This window comes from Corynebacterium pyruviciproducens ATCC BAA-1742 (assembly GCF_000411375.1).
Taxonomy (GTDB): Bacteria; Actinomycetota; Actinomycetes; order Mycobacteriales; family Mycobacteriaceae; genus Corynebacterium; species Corynebacterium pyruviciproducens.
Window position 1 is genome coordinate 128,854 of sequence record NZ_KE150448.1, and the last position, 17,236, is coordinate 146,089.

General features: G+C 64.7%; 13 protein-coding genes. 7 read left to right on the top strand and 6 right to left on the bottom strand.

Translation table 11 applies throughout. The features are described from left to right. Position 1: 1 nt before the first annotated feature. The 4 genes from purE to HMPREF1219_RS10120 are packed head-to-tail and all read right to left on the bottom strand — an operon-like array spanning position 2 to position 2,905. Positions 2-499: a 5-(carboxyamino)imidazole ribonucleotide mutase gene (gene purE, locus HMPREF1219_RS10105; RefSeq protein WP_040427749.1), complete on the bottom strand. Its 498-nt coding sequence runs from the start codon at positions 497-499 to the stop codon at positions 2-4. After that, positions 492-1,646, bottom strand: coding sequence for a 5-(carboxyamino)imidazole ribonucleotide synthase (locus HMPREF1219_RS10110; RefSeq protein ID WP_084594781.1), 1,155 nt, complete (start codon positions 1,644-1,646; stop codon positions 492-494). The genes purE and HMPREF1219_RS10110 overlap by 8 nt, the downstream gene beginning before the upstream one ends. Before the next feature lie 5 nt (positions 1,647-1,651). Continuing rightward, a complete protein-coding gene (locus tag HMPREF1219_RS10115) occupies positions 1,652-2,110 on the bottom strand; it encodes a PH domain-containing protein (RefSeq protein ID WP_016458837.1) in 459 nt (152 codons plus the stop codon). A gap of 3 nt (positions 2,111-2,113) precedes the next feature. Then, complete coding sequence (locus tag HMPREF1219_RS10120) at positions 2,114-2,905, bottom strand: biotin--[acetyl-CoA-carboxylase] ligase (RefSeq protein WP_016458838.1); 792 nt, start codon at positions 2,903-2,905, stop codon at positions 2,114-2,116. Positions 2,906-3,138: 233 nt separating this feature from the next. Here HMPREF1219_RS10120 and HMPREF1219_RS10125 point away from each other — a divergent pair, with 233 nt between their 5' ends. From HMPREF1219_RS10125 to HMPREF1219_RS10145, 5 genes are all read left to right on the top strand, one after another. Further along, the gene (locus HMPREF1219_RS10125; protein WP_016458839.1) at positions 3,139-4,767 is read left to right on the top strand and encodes an acyl-CoA carboxylase subunit beta; all 1,629 of its coding nucleotides are present in this window, start codon (positions 3,139-3,141) and stop codon (positions 4,765-4,767) included. Positions 4,768-4,798: 31 nt separating this feature from the next. Further along, positions 4,799-5,089, top strand: a complete 291-nt coding sequence (locus HMPREF1219_RS10130; RefSeq protein WP_016458840.1) for an acyl-CoA carboxylase subunit epsilon — start codon at positions 4,799-4,801, stop codon at positions 5,087-5,089. Between the two features lie 277 nt (positions 5,090-5,366). Continuing rightward, complete coding sequence (locus tag HMPREF1219_RS10135) at positions 5,367-7,379, top strand: OPT family oligopeptide transporter (RefSeq protein ID WP_016458841.1); 2,013 nt, start codon at positions 5,367-5,369, stop codon at positions 7,377-7,379. A gap of 63 nt (positions 7,380-7,442) precedes the next feature. After that, positions 7,443-8,039: a Maf family protein gene (locus HMPREF1219_RS10140; RefSeq protein ID WP_040427822.1), complete on the top strand. Its 597-nt coding sequence runs from the start codon at positions 7,443-7,445 to the stop codon at positions 8,037-8,039. A 10-nt stretch (positions 8,040-8,049) separates the two neighbouring features. Continuing rightward, positions 8,050-8,448: a DUF3151 domain-containing protein gene (locus HMPREF1219_RS10145; protein ID WP_016458843.1), complete on the top strand. Its 399-nt coding sequence runs from the start codon at positions 8,050-8,052 to the stop codon at positions 8,446-8,448. 21 nt (positions 8,449-8,469) lie between these two features. On the opposite strand, the gene HMPREF1219_RS10150 is transcribed toward HMPREF1219_RS10145, so the two are convergent. Further along, entirely contained in the window at positions 8,470-10,518 is a 2,049-nt protein-coding gene (locus HMPREF1219_RS10150) for a bifunctional metallophosphatase/5'-nucleotidase (protein WP_016458844.1), read from the bottom strand. A gap of 233 nt (positions 10,519-10,751) precedes the next feature. Here HMPREF1219_RS10150 and HMPREF1219_RS10155 point away from each other — a divergent pair, with 233 nt between their 5' ends. Then, a complete protein-coding gene (locus HMPREF1219_RS10155; RefSeq protein ID WP_016458845.1) occupies positions 10,752-11,606 on the top strand; it encodes a sulfurtransferase in 855 nt (284 codons plus the stop codon). A gap of 200 nt (positions 11,607-11,806) precedes the next feature. Further along, positions 11,807-13,588: an acetyl/propionyl/methylcrotonyl-CoA carboxylase subunit alpha gene (locus tag HMPREF1219_RS10160; protein ID WP_016458846.1), complete on the top strand. Its 1,782-nt coding sequence runs from the start codon at positions 11,807-11,809 to the stop codon at positions 13,586-13,588. 140 nt (positions 13,589-13,728) lie between these two features. Here the strand turns inward: HMPREF1219_RS10160 and HMPREF1219_RS10165 are convergent, their stop codons facing one another. Continuing rightward, on the bottom strand, positions 13,729-17,145 hold the full coding sequence (locus HMPREF1219_RS10165; RefSeq protein WP_051120575.1) for a pyruvate carboxylase: 3,417 nt from the start codon (positions 17,143-17,145) through the stop codon (positions 13,729-13,731). Positions 17,146-17,236 lie beyond the last annotated feature (91 nt).

Sequence of the window (17,236 nt, forward strand, 5' to 3'; positions counted from 1 at the left end):
GTTAGGACAAGCGCTCGCGGAGACGTCGGTCCTTCTCCTCCACCTCGGCGGCCATGTCCGCTTGGTAGGCGGCCATCGCGTCGGTGAGAGCCGGATCGCCAACACCAAGGATCCGCACGGCGAGGAGACCAGCGTTCTTCGCCCCGCCGATGGAGACGGTGGCTGTGGGCACGCCGGAGGGCATCTGCACGATGGACAGGAGCGAATCGAGGCCGTCGAGGTCCTTGAGCGCGCGGGGGATGCCGATGACCGGCAGCGGGGTCGCCGCGGCCGTCATACCAGGCAGGTGGGCGGCACCGCCGGCGCAGGCGATGATGACTTTGAGGCCGCGGGTGTGGGCCGTGCGGGCGTAGTCGAGCATCCGGTCGGGGGTGCGGTGGGCGGAGACGACGGCGACCTCGTAGCTGACGCCGAAGTGGTCGAGGATCTCGGCGGCGGGCTTGACGGTGTCCCAATCCGAGTCGGACCCCATGATGATTCCTACCAGTTCGTTACTCATGTTTACCCACTATAATCGCGGCGGCGGCGCGGGCCCGGGCGCGGACGGTTGTGGCATCGGCGCCGGAGACGTTGACGTGGCCGAGTTTGCGGCCGGCGCGGTAGGACTTGCCGTACCAGTGGATCTTGGCCTCCGGGTAGGTTTCCCACACCGTGCGCATGGCGGCGGGGATGTCCTGTTCCTTGTCGCCGCCGAGGGTATTGACCATGCACGTGGCCGGCGCGGTGAGCGCGGTGGAGCCGAGCGGGAGGTCGAGGACGGCGCGCAGGTGCTGCTCGAACTGGCTTGTCACGGAGCCGTCCTGGGTCCAGTGGCCGGTGTTGTGGGGGCGCATGGCGAGCTCGTTGATGAGGATCTCCCCGTCGGTCGTCTCGAACAGTTCGACGGCGAGGACGCCGGTGACCCCGAGCTTCTCGGCGACGGTGCGGCCGATGTGGCGGATCGTCTCCTCCTGCTCGTCGGTAAGCCCCGGCGCGGGGGTCAGGGCCTCCACGCAAATGCCGTCGGTTTGGATGGTCTCGGTGATGGCCCACTGGGCGATGTCACCGGAGGGGCGGCGGGCCGAGAGGATGGACAGCTCACGCTTGAGCTCCACCTTGTCCTCGGCCATGAGGTCCACACCCTTATCCATGAGCTCGGCGGCGAGGGTGGGGGCGTCGTCGGTAAACCACACGCCGTGGCCGTCGTAGCCGCCGCGGATGGCCTTGAGGCAGATCGGTTTTCCGCTTGGTAGGGCTGCGGGGTCGGTGACGTTGGTGAACCACGGCACCGGCAGGCCCAGTTCCTGCATCTTCTCGCGCATTTTGAGCTTGTCCTGGGCGTAGATGAGAGCGTCGGGGACAGGCTGGACGTTGATGCCGGAATCGATGAGCGTGTGGAGGATGTCGTTGGGGACGTGCTCGTGGTCGAAGGTGACGGCGCTGGCACCTGAGGCGACGGCTTGGACGTCGGCAAGCTGGGTGTAGTCGCCGACGGTGATGTCGGGGGTGACCTGGGCCGCCGAGGAGTCGGTGGCGCCTGCCAGGAGGCGGATGGTCAGTCCTAGTTCTGTTGCTTCTGTTTGCATCATGCGGGCGAGCTGCCCGTCGCCGATGACGGTGACGATGGGCATGCCCGGTGCGTGGGGATCATTAGTGCTCACGCTAATAAAGCCTAGTAGCCCGACTCAATGAGGCGAACGAGCTGCTTGGTTTTGGGCATGTGGCGGATGACGAGGGGGCGGGGTTCGTCATAAAGGGAGACGACGAGGTCGCCGGAGCGCCGGTGCACGGTGTCGATTTCCTCGAGGAACACGCTGCGGCTGCGGGTGAATAGTCCCGGCTTGCGGGTCACGATCCGTTTGGTAGTGATGGTGGTGCGGGCGGTGCGGCTCATGAGCACCGGCCACAGGAACCCGACCACCACCCACACCGCCCACACAGCGAGGACGATGGGCCGCCAGGCGGGTGGCAGCGCCACGCCGAGGAGCTCGGGTCCGCCCGGCCGGTCAAACACCCCGAGCGCCATAGAGCACACGCCGGTGGCAAGGATGAGCTGCACGACGGGCATGGTGAGGTGGCGAAACGGGGTGGTGACATCGGCAAGGATGACTTCGCCGGGCTCGAGCTTCACGCGTTACTCCAGTGGGCGGACGTGGTGGACCTCGCCGGCGGAGAGCTCGTGGCGTTCGCCGCGCTCGTCGCGGACGACGAGGAAGCCCTCGTCGGTGACGTCGATTGCCCTACCAAGCAGGTCGTCGGTGCCGGGGCGCATGACGCGGACGTCGAGGCCGATGGTGGAGCACACGGCGCGGTAGTCGTCCATGTGGATGTCGCCGCGGGACCAGGCGCCAAGCCGGGTGCGCATCGCGGTGAGAACGGCGATGGACAGTTCGGTGCGGTCGACGTCGATGCCCTCGAGAGCAAGGGAGGTGGCGTTGTCCACTGGTAGTTCCTCACGGGTGAGCGAGTGGTTGAGGCCGCAGCCGAGGACCACCTCGGGGTGATTGGTGGCAAGGGCCTGCGCTTCGCCGAGGATGCCGCAGATCTTGTTGCCGGAAACGAGGACATCGTTTGGCCATTTGAGTGCAACACGTTCGTGGAGAAGCGGCTTTAGAGCGTCGACAAGCGCGAGCCCAGCCATGAGAGACAGTGACCCAAAGTGGTCGAGGGTGCGCGGACGCACGAGGATAGAGAAGGTGACCTGGGAGGACCGGGGGGTGACCCAGGCGCGACCGCGGCGGCCGCGACCGGAGTCTTGGAACTCGGCGAGCTCGGCGGTGAAGGTGGGTGCACCGTCGGCGGCGGCCTGGAGGAGATCAGCGTTGGTGGAACCTGTGGAATCGACGACGGTGAGACGTTCGTAGAGGCCTGTGTCTACCAGGCGACGGCGAAGCTCGTCGCGGTCGAGGGGAGCGCGCGTGGTCATAGTTCAAAAGTGTAGCCCGACACGCCCACCCCACCCCAATGGGTGTAAGAACCGGACAAGAGTCAGACATCCGATGTCCTGAGCCGACAGCGCCGTCTACCCCCGAGCCCAGCAGTTTTAGCCCAGCTCACCCCCATAGGTCATACGTTAACCTGGGGATACGAGCGGGGGCCCGAAAAATCGAACGTGGGAAACGTCACATTCACACCAGTGGTTCACGCTAGACTGACCCTATGACAGCATCAATTAAAACCACCGAGGACAAGCCCGACCTCACTACCACGGCCGGCAAGCTCGCAGACCTGAGGAATCGCATCGCGGAAGCCCGCTTCCCCATGGGTGAGGCGCGAGTGGAGAAAGTGCACGCGAAGGGGAAGAAAACGGCGCGTGAGCGCGTTGAATATCTTCTCGACGAGGGGTCGTTCGTGGAGATCGATGCCCTCGCCCGTCACCGTTCCACCAACTTTGGGCTCGACGCCAAGCGCCCCGTCACCGACGGTGTAATCACCGGTTACGGCACCATCGACGGCCGCAAGGTGTGCGTGTTCTCCCAGGACGCCACCATCTTCGGCGGCGCGCTGGGCGAGGTGTACGGCGAGAAGATCGTCAAGATCATGGACATGGCCATCAAGACCGGTTGCCCCATGATCGGCATCAACGAGGGCGCCGGTGCCCGCATCCAGGAGGGCGTGGTCTCGCTCGGCCTGTACTCCCAGATCTTCCTCCGCAACACGCAGGCCAGCGGCGTGATCCCGCAGATCTCGCTCATCATGGGCGCCTGCGCGGGCGGCCACGTGTACTCCCCCGCCCTGACAGACTTCATCGTCATGGTGGATAAGACCTCAAAGATGTTCATCACCGGCCCCGCCGTGATTAAGACGGTCACCGGCGAGGAGGTCACACAGGAAGAGCTCGGCGGTGCCGAGACGCACATGACTATGTCCGGCACCTCGCACTACACGGCCGCCGACGAAGCCGATGCCCTCGATTTCGTCCGCGACCTGCTCAGCTACCTGCCGTCCAACAACCGCGCCGAGGCGCCGCGCACGCAGATCGCCCCCATGGAGGGTGCCATCACGGACAACCTCACCGAGAGCGACCTCGCGCTGGACACGATCATCCCCGATTCCACCAACTCCCCGTACGACATGAAAGAGGTCATCGCCTCCATCGTCGACGACGGCGAGTTCCTGGAAATCCAGGAGGCCTACGCGGAGAACCTCATCGTCGGCTTCGCCCGCATCGAGGGCCGGGCCGTGGGCATTGTGGCCAACCAACCGATGCAGTTCGCCGGCTGCCTGGACATCAAGTCCGCCGAGAAGGGCGCCCGCTTCGTCCGCACGTGTGATGCCTTCAACGTGCCGATTGTGGAGTTCGTCGACGTGCCCGGCTTCCTACCAGGCACGAACCAGGAGTACGAGGGCATCATCCGCCGCGGCGCCAAGCTGCTCTACGCGTACTGCGAGGCCACCGTGGGCAAGATCACCGTCATCACCCGCAAGGCGTACGGCGGCGCGTACTGCGTCATGGGCGGCAAGGAGATGGGTGCCGACCTGGTCTACGCCTGGCCGACGGCGGAGATCGCCGTCATGGGTGCCTCCGGCGCCGTGGGCTTCATCTACCGCAAGGAGCTAAAGAAGGCCGCCGAGGACCCGAACCAGGACATGCAGAAGTTGCTCAAGGAGTACGAGGCGGAATACGATCGCACCCTGGTGAACCCGTACGTGGCCGCCGAGCGCGGCTTTGTGGACGCGGTCATCCCGCCGAGCGAGACGCGCGGCCACCTCATCGAGGGCCTGCGGCTCCTCGACCGCAAGGTGGTCAACGTGCCGGCGAAGAAGCACGGCAACATTCCACTGTAACAAAACTGTCTGCGATCCGATAGGGGTACATATGAGTGAAAAGAAAACCAACGCTCCTGAGCTCACCGTCATCGACGGTGAGGGGACGGATGCAGGCCACGAAAGCGCGAACAAGCCCCTCTTCCGCGTGGTAAAGGGAAATCCCACGGAGGAAGAGCTCGGCGCTCTCACAGCGGTGCTGTCAACGCTGCACGCGGAGGCCGAGGAGGAGGCCGCCAAGGACCGCCACCAGCCGATAAACAACTGGGGCTCCTTCTCTGAGCGGCTCGACCGCCCGCAGACCTTCAACCCCAACGCGTTCCGCAACTGCAGGTTCTTCTAGGATCTTCCTATTTTCACCCCCGGTTCTGCCCACTTTCGGGCGGACCGGGGGTGTTTCGTCCCCCCCCACTAAAGGGGCTAGTTACCACGCAAATGTGGGTTTATACGTCCTGAACAGACACTTGTTCAGATGTCTGACTTTGTGGTTTCTGTTGTGCGAATATCCACTGCGGTGACACAATATGTTGCGTAGGAAAAATGTCGCGTGCGTCTCACCTATGGGTGCACTCGTGCGTACACCTTCAAAAAACTAAATTTGAAAGAGTGCTTACCACCCCATGACTACCAAGACTCCTACCACCGGTGAGCGGAGCGCGGACAGTCCCATTAAGGAACTGACTATCCGCGCTGTCATCATCGGTGGCCTCATCACACTGGTATTTACTGCGGCGAACGTTTACCTCGGCCTGAAAGTGGGCCTGACCTTCGCAACGTCCATTCCCGCAGCCGTGATCTCCATGGCGATTCTGCGCCGATTTGCGGACCACACCGTGCAGGAAAACAACATCGTCCAGACCATTGCATCGGCGGCGGGCACACTGTCCGCCATTATTTTCGTACTCCCCGGCCTCGTCATGATCGGCTGGTGGACTGGCTTCTCCTACTGGGAGACCGCCTGCGTTGTCGCTGTCGGCGGCATCCTCGGTGTCACATACTCCATTCCACTGCGCCGCGCCCTCGTCACCGGCTCCGACCTCCCCTACCCGGAGGGCGTGGCCGCGGCCGAGGTGCTCAAAGTGGGCGATACCCACGGCTCCGTTGAGGAAAACAAGCGCGGCCTCAAGGTGATCATCGTCGGCGGCCTCGTCTCGGCCGGCATGTCCTTGCTCACCGCGATGAAGCTCGCGGCGGGCAGCCTGAAGAGCGCGTTCCACGTGGGCTCCGGCGGATCCATGTTCGGCTTCTCCATCTCCATGGCGCTGGTCGGCGTCGGCCACCTCGTGGGCGTGGGCGTGTCTGTGGCCATGCTCGTCGGCGTGGCGATCTCCCACGGCGTGCTACTGCCCGTCATTTCTTCCGGACTGGAGCCGGAAGAAGGCGACACCTTCGCCAAGTTCGTGCAGTCCACGTTTAACGGCGACGTGCGCATGGCCGGTGCCGGCGCGATGACGGTGGCGGCCCTGTGGACGCTGCTCAAAATCATCGGCCCCATCGTCCGCGGAATCAAGGAGTCCCTGGCATCGTCCCGCCACCGCAAGGCCGGCGACGTGCTGCCCCTCACCGAGCGCGACATGCCGATGAGCGTTGTGGTTACTGTCACTCTCGCCTCCATGCTCCCCATCGGTGCGCTGCTGTGGCTGTTTGTGAAGGACACGGACATTTCGCACCACGTGGGCTCGCTCATCGCGGTGTCCATCATCTTCACGCTGCTCATCGGCCTCGTTGTGGCCGGCATCTGCGGTTACATGGCAGGTCTCATCGGCGCCAGTAACTCCCCGATCTCCGGCGTCGGCGTCATCATCGTCATCACGGCAGCCCTGCTCATCAAGGTTGTCGCCACGGGAGACGCCAGCCAGACCGACGACCTTGTCGCCTACACCCTGTTCACAGCCTCCATCGTGTTCGGTATCGCCACGATTTCCAACGATAACCTGCAGGATCTCAAGACCGGCCAGCTCGTGGGCGCTACCCCGTGGCGCCAGCAGGTCGCCCTCATCATCGGCGTGATCTTCGGCGCCGCGGTCATTCCCCCGGTGCTGCAGCTCATGCTCACCGGTTTCGGTTTCGCCGGCATGGAGGGCGCGGGCCCGGATGCCCTCGCCGCGCCGCAGGCGGCCCTCATGACGTCGCTGGCCACCGGCATTTTCGGCGGCTCCCTCGACTGGGGCCTGATCGGCACGGGCGCGCTCATCGGTTGCGCGATTGTTGCCTTCGATGAGCTCTTGGGTCGCTCGACCAAGAACAAGTACCACCTGCCGCCGCTCGCCGTCGGCATGGGCATGTACCTGCCCATCACCGTGACCTGCACCGTCCCGATCGGCGCGTTCATCGGGTACTTCTACGATAAGTTCGCCGAGAAGCACGGCGATGCCGCCGCCCAGATGAAGCGCCTCGGCGTCCTCATGGCTACCGGCCTCATCGTGGGCGAATCCCTGTTCGGCGTGCTCAACGCCGGCATCATCGCGGGCTCCGGCGTTGCCAGCCCGCTGCAGGTGGTCCCGGATTCCTTCGAGACCGCCGCCAACTGGATCGGACTCGTGGTGTTCATCGGCCTCCTGTACGGCTCGTACAAGTGGGTCTTCAACCTGTCCAAGAACGCCAAGCAGGCGATCGCGGACAAGCCTGAGTAAACCGCCAGTACCGCACGAAACCGCCTCCGCGAGGGGGCGGTTTTTTGTGCGATAATGGCACCCATGCGTGTGGTTTTAGCTTCCGGTTCCCCCTCCCGTCTCATGCTTTTGCGCAACGCGGGGGTGGAGCCCATCGTCCACCCGGCCACCGTGGACGAGGAGTCCATCCTGCGCGAGCTTGTAAGCGCGCCCCCGCGCGACCGCGTGGCGGCACTGGCGCGGGCAAAGTGCGGCGCTGTCGCGCCGCGCTATCCCGAGGACATCACCGTGGGCTGCGATTCCATGCTGTTCATCCAGGGACGGCTCACCGGCAAACCGCACACAATTGAGGAGGCTATCCGACGCTGGACCGCCCAGGCGGGCAAGGTGGGCACACTGCTCACCGCCCACTGCGTGGCGGGCCCGGGTGGCGCGCGCTACGAGGAGGTCTCGCAGACCGCCGTGCACTTTGGCACGCCTACCAAGCGCGACATCGAGGCGTACGCCGCCAGTGGCGAGCCGCTGCCGTGCGCCGGCGCGTTCACGCTGGAGGCGCTTGGTAGCTGGTTCATCGATCGGATCGAGGGCGACCCCAGCGGAGTTATCGGCCTGTCTATGTCCACCCTGCGGAAAGCCCTGTACTCCATGGGGATAGACGCCTCGCGCCTGTGGAATCGCTAGGCTTGGCGCCATGGAGAAGAAAGATTTGCTTGCACCCCCGCCCGTGAAGCTCCCCGAGGAGCCCGACCTCACGGCAGCAACCCCGGAGGATGCCGCCATCGCGCACCCGGCCTCCCCCACCGTGTGGGCTGAGCTCGCCGAGCTCGCCCTCGAGCGCCACGACGCCCCCACCGTGGCCTACGCGTACGCGCGCACGGGCTACCACCGCGGCCTCGATATGCTGCGTAAGAACGGTTGGAAGGGGTGGGGCCCGGTGCCGTTCTCGCACGAGCCCAACCGTGGCGTGTTGCGCGCCATCGCGGCGCTGGCGAAGGCCGCCCACCTCATCGGCGAGGAGGACGAGTACGAGCGCCTCACGACGATGCTTGTCGACGCCGACCCCTCCGTCGCCGAAGAACTGTTACGGTAGCTGCTCCGTCACCGTTTTTTACTACCCGTTGAACGCGGTGTTGAGGCCGATGGCCGCTGCAATCGCCGCGATGATGCCGAGGACGGAGCTCCACACGCCGATGAGGATATCGGCGATGTCGGCCGAGCCGGTGGCCGTGTTGTCCGCCGGTGGCTCCGGCTTATCGGGGGTGGTGGCCGATTCGACCGTCACGGGAATAGTGGCGGTGGTGCCGGCATCGGTGGTGATGGTGATCGCCTGCTTGCCCGTCAGGTCCTCGGGCACCGTGAGCGTGAGCTTCGCGGTGCCGAAGGTATCCTGGCCGGTTTCGGGGGCGGTAGTCTTGTCAATCTGCGCCTCTGCGGTGGCGCTTCCCAGCGTGGCCTTGACGGTGGTGGCGGTGCCGCCGACGGTGTAGTCCAGTGAGCTCAGGTCCAGCGTGATGGTGGAGCCGGGCTTCACGTCGCCGGATACTGTTGCCCCCACGCCGATCTGCGCGGGGTTGGCCTTGGTGGTCTCATCCTTGAGCCCGTAGATGAACGCGTCGAGGTCCATCAGGCCCAGAGTGTGGACCGTGTCGGCGGTGAAGCCGGAGAAGCCGTCGCCACCGTCGAGCAGGAACGTGTTGCCGGCGATGGTGTACTTCTGCGCCAGATCGACGGGCTCACCGTTGATCGTCATCGAGGTGACTTTCTCACCACGCGGCTGCGCGGGATCGTAGGTGTAGGAGAAGTTCTTCGACCACCCGAGCATCAGCACCGGGCGGGAGGAGCCGTCCTTTTGCCACTGTTCTTCCAGCACCTGCTTGATGTCCGCACCGGTGATGGTGACGTAGCCGATCTCGTTACCAAACGGCTGAACGAGGAAGGCATCGGCGTAGGTGACGTCGCCGCCCTCGATGTCGGCGCGGATGCCGCCGGCGTTGATGACGCCGAGGTCGGGTTTGACGTTGGAGTTAGCGGCGAGGAAGTTCTTGGAGGCCTCGCCGATGAAGTTGCCCAGCACGGACTCGGTGCCGCGCGAGGAGCCGGCGGCCTCGGCGGTCAGCTCGTTGGCAGCGCGGCGCATCTCCGGAGCTCCGGAGGCGACAACTTCCTTGCCCAGAACCTCGGCCTTGGCCTTGGCATCAGAAACTATCTGCTTCAGCTCCGGGTCGGGGCCCTCGATGCAGTCGGTGTCCTTGTTGATCTCCTTCATGTCCTGCACGGCACCGGTGATGGAGACGAGCTTTTTCGCCGCCTTGTCGTAGGAGATGTCGATGTCGCCCACGGCGGTGCCGTAGTTTTCGGCTTGGATGACGACGAGCGGGAGGGCCCCGTCGCGGGCGACGGTCTTCTGCGCGTAGAGGTGCGAGTGGCCGCCCGCTACGGCGGCAATGTTTCTGGAAAAGCGAGAGAGTTGAGTGTCGGGCTGGGTGGCGACGTCCTCGTGGAGGAGCCCGATGACCACGTCGGCCTCACCCGCGGCGACCAACCGATCGGCCTCCTTGTTCATCGCGTCGATGGGGTCGGACACGGTGATCCCGGCGATGCCCGCGGGGCTGACGAGCGTGGGCAGGGACTCGGTGATGCCGCCAACAAAGGCTACCTTGACGCCGTCGACGTCCTTGACGTAGGAGGGAGCAAGCTCGGGGGACTCGCCGTCGACGTTGGCACCGATGTGGGTGTATTTAGCCAGCTTGTCGCCGTTGATGCCGACGCGCTCGGAGAGGTCCTTCCAGCCCTGGTCGAACTCGTGGTTGCCCACGGCGGAGGTGACAAACCCCATGGCGTTGAGCGCTGCGATGGTGGGGTTGTCCTGGTCAACCGATGACATGAACGTGGAGCCGCCGATGTTGTCACCGGAGCTCACGCGGATCTGCGTGGCGCCGTCCTCGGCGAGCTTGGGCAGGTGGCAGGCGAGAACTGCGGCACCCGGCTCCTTGAGCGAGCCGTCCTTGTTGGTCACGGCCTCGAGGTGGCCGTGGAAATCGGTGATGGTGGCGACGTTAATTTTGGTGATTGTGTCCTGCGCGAAAGCGGGGCTGGTGAGGGCGGTCGCACTCACGAAGGCAGTGGTCAGACATGCGATAACGCGCTTGGCGTTGACCATGGTGGTTCTCCTTAGCAGTTGTGTGATTCACGTCGTGGCCTCCTAGGGGTAGGCGTGCCTGTCTTATTTGTAACCCGGGGCGACCACTTTTGCAGTGCAAGTACCCCTGGGGGATAGGATTGTCCCGCAGCCCGAGATGATAAGGTGTGATTTAATTCACTGATACAGGCAGTGTATGGACTATGCCTCTAAAATAAGAGGCCAGTAGATTCGCAACAGAGAAGAGGACAACGGTGGCTTTAGAAATCGACCCGGACACGCGACACGCGGACTTTGCCCACCCAGAGCACCTGGTGAGCGCATCGTGGCTGGCGGCGCACGCCGGCACGCGGGGGCTCGCGATCGTGGAGTCCGATGCCGACGACTACCAGTACGACCTCGGCCACATCCCCACCGCCATCCGCATCCACCCACAGTCAGAGCTCGCCGATCCACTGCGCCGCGAAATCCTCAGCCCCGAGGACTTCGCCCAGCTCATGAAGGATAAGGGCATCGCGCCGGAGGACACCGTGGTGCTCTACGGGGATAACGCCAACGTGTGGGCCTGCTACACCGCGTGGGTGATGCGCCAATACGGGCACCGGGATGTGCGGATCTTGGACGGCGGGCGCGACGCGTGGGCGGGCGAGGAGCGCGAGCTGGTGTTCTCCTTCCCCATCGCCAAGCAGGTCTCCTACCCGGTACCGCACTCCTCCTCCCTCTCCAAGCGCATCGGGGTCACCCAGCTGCGCGACGGTTTGGGCACCTTCCAGCTTGTCGACGTCCGATCGCCCGGGTTGTTCAGCGGTGCGGAGGCCTCCGGCGCCGCACGTGACGGACACATTCCCGGGGCCATCAACGTGCCGTGGAAATCCTCTCTCCAGCCCTCGGGCCGTTTCTCCGACGTTGCCACCACGCGTGTCGCCTACACCGACCTCGACCCGGCCGCCCCCACGGTGGTCTACTGCAATTCCGGCGCACAGGCGTCCCACACCGCGTTCATCCTCGAGAGCCTCCTCGGTTTTTCCGATGTCCGCGTGTACGACGGCTCGTGGACGGAGTGGGGAAACATGATCGGGCTGCCTATTGAGAGGTCAGACGCGTCGTAAGCACCCGCCACAACAAGGACTTATGACGTCTCATGTGTGCCTAAATAAGGGGGTAGGGTCCACAACCTTTATCTCCTTCGTGTGCCCATTTTCCACCGCCAAGTGTGAAGGCTGTGCCACAATGAAAGGTACATCACATCCTTTTTGCGTGGGCAGCACACCTTCGCGATGGGAACGGATTAGCTGCAAGAAGGAGCGACATGACTGTAGAGCAACGCGAGATTAAGAAGGTCCTCGTGGCAAACCGCGGAGAGATCGCGGTGCGAATTATTAGGGCTGCAAAAGATGCAGGTATCCCCAGCGTTGCGATTTACGCGGAACCAGACGCGAACGCACCGTTTGTGTCCCTCGCTGACGAGGCATTTGCCTTGGGAGGGCAGACGTCCGCTGAGTCCTACCTCAACATTGAGAAGATCCTCGATGCGGCAAAGAAATCGGGCGCCAACGCTATTCACCCCGGTTACGGCTTCCTTTCAGAAAACGGCGACTTCGCCGAGGCGGTCATCAACGCCGGGCTGATCTGGATCGGCCCCTCACCGCAATCGATTAGGGATCTGGGCGATAAGGTGACGGCCCGCCACATCGCGGAACGCGCCAACGCGCCGATGGCCCCCGGCACCAAGGACCCGGTCAAGAACGCCGACGAGGTGGTGGAGTTTGCCAAGAAGAACGGACTGCCCATCGCCATCAAGGCCGCCTTCGGCGGCGGCGGACGTGGCATGAAGGTGGCCTACACCATGGACGAGGTGAAGGATAAGTTCGAGTCCGCCACCCGCGAGGCCACCAGTGCCTTCGGCCGTGGCGAGTGCTTTGTGGAGCGCTACCTCGACCGCGCCCGCCACGTGGAGTGCCAGGTGCTCGGCGATCAGCACGGCAACGTGATCGTCGTGGGCACCCGTGACTGCTCGCTCCAGCGCCGCTTCCAAAAGGTGGTGGAGGAGGCCCCGGCCCCATACCTCACGGACGAGCAGCGTGCCCGCCTGCATGAATCGGCCAAGTCCATCTGCAAGGAGGCCGGCTACTACGGTGCCGGCACCGTAGAGTACCTCGTGGGCTCGGACGGCCTCATCTCCTTCCTTGAGGTGAACACGCGTCTTCAGGTGGAGCACCCCGTCACCGAGCTGACCACGGGCTTCGACCTCGTGCGCGAGCAGTTCCGCATCGCCGAGGGCAAGGAACTGCACATCAAGGAGGATCCGATCCCCCGCGGCCACGCTTTCGAGTTCCGCATCAACGGCGAGGACCCGGGCGCGGGCTTCATCCCCTCCCCCGGCACCGTCACCGCCTACCAGGAGCCCACGGGCCCCGGCGTGCGCGTCGATTCGGGCATCAAGGAGGGTACGGTCATCGGTGGCCAGTTCGACTCCATGCTGGCCAAGCTCATCGTCTACGGCGAGACCCGCGTCGAGGCGCTCGAGCGTGCCCGCCGCGCACTGTCCGAGTACGTCATCGACGGCCTGCCGACGGTTCTGCCGTTCCACCGCCACATCGTGGAGAACCCGGCGTTCATCGGCACCGATGACGGCTTCGATGTGTACACCAAGTGGATCGAGGAGGAGTGGGAGAACCCGCTCGAGCCGTTCAAGGATGAGACCGAGGTGGACGAGGACGAGACCCCGTCGAAGAAGATCGTGGTGGAGGTCAACGGCCGTCGCGTCGAGGTCGCGCTGCCTGCCAGCTTGGCGTTCAGCGGCGGTGCTGGTGCCCCCAAGAAGCGCGCCAAGAAGCGTCGTGGCGGCGGCGGCAAGGCTGCTGTCTCCGGCGATGCCGTGACCGCGCCGATGCAGGGCACCATCATCAAGGTTCCTGTTGAAGAGGGCCAGGAGGTTGCCGAAGGCGAGACGGTTCTCGTGCTCGAGGCCATGAAGATGGAGAACCCCGTCAAGGCCCACAAGGCCGGCAAGGTCACAGGCCTCAAGGCCGAGGAAGGCTCGACCGTGAAGAAGGGCGAGGTGCTCCTGGAAATCAAGGACGCCGAGTAACCTGTCCCATCCCGCGCCCCGGCTGGTTCCGGGGCCCCCGACATCGTCGGGGTGCGCACGACAAAGACGAGGTGCCCCCGACAAAGACGAGGGCACGGGAAAAAGCCCGCCAGCGAAAGCTGGCGGGCCTTGTCTTTTGGTTACTTAATCACAACGAGGAGGTCGCCACCCTCGACCTTCGTCGGACCGGCGACAACAACGCGGTCAATGACACCGTCGATGGTGGCTGTGATGGAGGCCTCCATCTTCATCGCCTCGATGATGGCGACCGGATCACCCGCCTTCACCTCGTCGCCAACCTTGACGGATGCCGTCACGGCACCGGCGAACGGCGCAGCAACGTGGCCCTCAATCGACGGGTCGGCCTTCTCCGCCACCGGGGTGACGTTCTCGGCGGACGCATCGCGCACCTCCGTCGGGCGAATCTGCCCGTTAACGTTGAACACGACCTTGCGCATGCCCTTTTGGTCTGGCTCACCGATGGCGTCGAGACGCACGAGCATCGGGGTGCGCGATTCCTCCAGCGGAATCGTCGCTTCCTCACCCTCGCGCAGGCCGTAGAAGAACTGGCGATCAGTGAGGTTGGCGGTGTGCCCATACAGGCGACGAGCCTCCTTGTAGTCCTTCGTCGGACCGGGGAACAGCAGGCGATTGAGCGTATCCCTCCGTACCTCCTCATCCGCAGACGTGAGGAGCTCCTGATCCTCGGCGGCTACCTCGACGAACGGCGTGTGACCCTCGCCGCGGCCCTCGAGAATGCGGGAGCGCAGCGGCTCCGGCCAGCCTCCGGGCGGTGTGCCCAGCTCGCCGCGGAGGAACGAAATGACGGAATCCGGAATGTCGTACTTCTGCGGATCAGCGGCGAAGTCCGCCGGATCCACGCCTGCTCCCACGAGGTGGAGCGCCAGGTCACCAACAACCTTGGACGAGGGGGTCACCTTCGTCGGGCGGCCGAGCATGTCGGAGACCGCAGCGTAGGTGTCTTCAATGATCTCGAAGCGATCCGCCAACCCCAGCGCCGTGGCCTGCGCGCGCAGGTTGGTGAGCTGACCACCGGGAATCTCGTGGTGGTAGACGCGCCCGGTGGGGGCGTTGACACCGGACTGGAACGGCGTGTACATGCTGCGCACAGCCTCCCAGTACGGCTCCATCTCCATGATCGCGTCGAGACTGAGGCCCGTGTCCCGTTCCGTGTTCGCTACCGCAGCAACGAGGGCGGACAGCGACGGCTGGCTCGTTGTGCCCGACAGCGGCGCGGAGGCCACGTCGACGCAATCGGCACCCGCAGCCGCGGCGGCGAGGTACGTGGCCAAGCCGCCACCGGCGGTGTCGTGTGTGTGGAGGTGGATGGGGACGTCGAAACGCTCACGCAGCGCCGTGACAAGGGTTTTGGCGGCCGACGGGCGAAGCAGGCCAGCCATGTCCTTGATGGCGAGCACGTGGGCGCCGGTGTTGACGATCTCCTCGGCGAGGTGGAGGTAGTAGTCCAGGGTGTACAACTTCTCGGCGGGATCGGCGAGGTTCCCCGAGTAGGCCATCGCGACCTCCGCCACGGCCGTGCCCGTATCCAGCACCGCATCGATGGCGGGACGCATCTGAGAGACATCGTTGAGCGCGTCAAAGATGCGGAACACGCTCACGCCGGAGCGTTCCGCCTCCTTGACAAACGCCTGGCACACCGAATCCGGGTACGGGGTGTAGCCCACGGTGTTGCGCCCGCGCAGCAGCATCTGGATGTTGATGTTGGGCATCGCCTCGCGCAGCCGGTCAAGGCGGCACCACGGGTCCTCGTGGAGGAAGCGCAGCGCCACGTCGTAGGTGGCGCCGCCCCACGCCTCGGCCGACCACAGCTGCGGGGTGAGGACGGCCGTCGCGCGCGCCGCATCCTCCAGCGGGTTGGTGCGGAAGCGGGTGGCAAACAGGGACTGGTGGGCATCGCGGAACGAGGTGTCCGTCACCGCCAGCCCGGCGCGTTCACGCAGCTTGCGGGCGAACTTCTCGGGTCCGAGCTCACGCAGCTCGTCGCGGGAACCGGGGAGCACCTCGCGGCCCTTGACGTCGGGAAGCTTGGCGGAGGCATCGATGGCACCCTGGGGCAGCGGGCCGTTGGGCTGGTTGACCGTGACCGTGCCGAGGTAGCTCAGCAGGCAGCCGGGCTCGTCGTCCGCCGGGGGAGCCTGGAGCAGGTGCGGGTGATCGGAAATGAAGGAGGTGGCGATGCGCTTGCCTGTGAAATCCGGTTCGCGCAGCATGGCACGCAAGAAGCCGATGTTGGTGGCCACCCCACTGACCTCAAACTCGGCGAGGGCACGTTGCGCGCGGGCAACGGCACCGCCGAAGGAGTTACCCCTACAGGTGAGCTTGACCAGGAGGGAATCAAAGTGGGCCGTGATCTCGCCGCCGAGCGAGGCGGAACCGTCGAGGCGCACGCCACTGCCGCCCGGCGAGTGGTAGGAGGTGATGATGCCGGTATCGGGGCGGAAGCCGTTGGACGGGTCCTCCGTGGTGATGCGGGTTTGCAGGGCGAAGCCGTGCAGCTCGATGGCATCCTGGGTAAGCCCCAGCTGCTTGAGGGTGGCGCCAGCGGCGATGCGCATCTGCGCCTTGACAATGTCGCGCTGGGTGACCTCCTCGGTCACCGTGTGCTCCACCTGGATGCGGGGGTTCATCTCGATGAACACGTGGTTGCCGTTTTCGTCCACGAGGAACTCCACGGTGCCGGCGCCCTGGTAGCCGATGTGTTTACAGAACGCGACCGCGTCGGCGCAGATCTTGTCGCGCAGCTCGGGGTCGAGGTTGGGGCTCGGGGCGATCTCCACTACCTTCTGGTGGCGACGCTGAACAGAGCAGTCGCGCTCGAAGAGGTGGATGACGTCGCCCGTCGCATCGGCAAGGATCTGCACCTCGATATGCTGCGGGTTGATCACCGCCTGCTCGAGGTACATCGACGGATCGCCGAAGGCGGAGTTGGCCTCGCGGGAGGCCTCGGCGGCGAGCTCTCGCAGGCTTTCGGGGTTGGGAATAAACCGCATGCCGCGTCCGCCGCCACCGGCTACGGCCTTAACAAACAACGGATACTCGCGGCCCTCGGCGAGCGAGACGAGCTCATCGAGATCGTCAGTGGCCGGAGAATCGTGGAGGATTGGCAGCCCGGCTTCCTCCGCCGCGCGCACCGCGGCGGCCTTGTCGCCGGTGAGGTCAAGCACCTCGGGAGTCGGCCCGATGAAGGTGAGCCCGTTCTCTTCGCACTCGCGTGCCAGCTGCGGGTTCTCGGAGAGAAAACCGTAGCCGGGGTAGACGGCGTCCGCACCGGATTCCTTGGCCACGCGCATGATCTCGTCGATATCGAGGTAGGCGCGAACCGGCTGGCCCTCGGTGCCGATGCGGTAGGCCTCGGTGGCTAGCGAGCGGTGGTAGGAGTTGCGGTCCTCGATGGGGAAGATCGCCACAGTTTCTGCACCGGTTTCGTACGCTGCGCGGAACGCACGAACGGCGATTTCGCCTCGGTTGGCTACGAGAATCTTCGAAAATGAGGGAAGGAGGTGCGCCGATTCCATGGCGCCCTCCACCTCCTGCGGGTTAAGCAGCATAAAGCGACCTTTCAAAAAACTATGCGGCAAGACACACTTTCCTTACCCACGATACCCA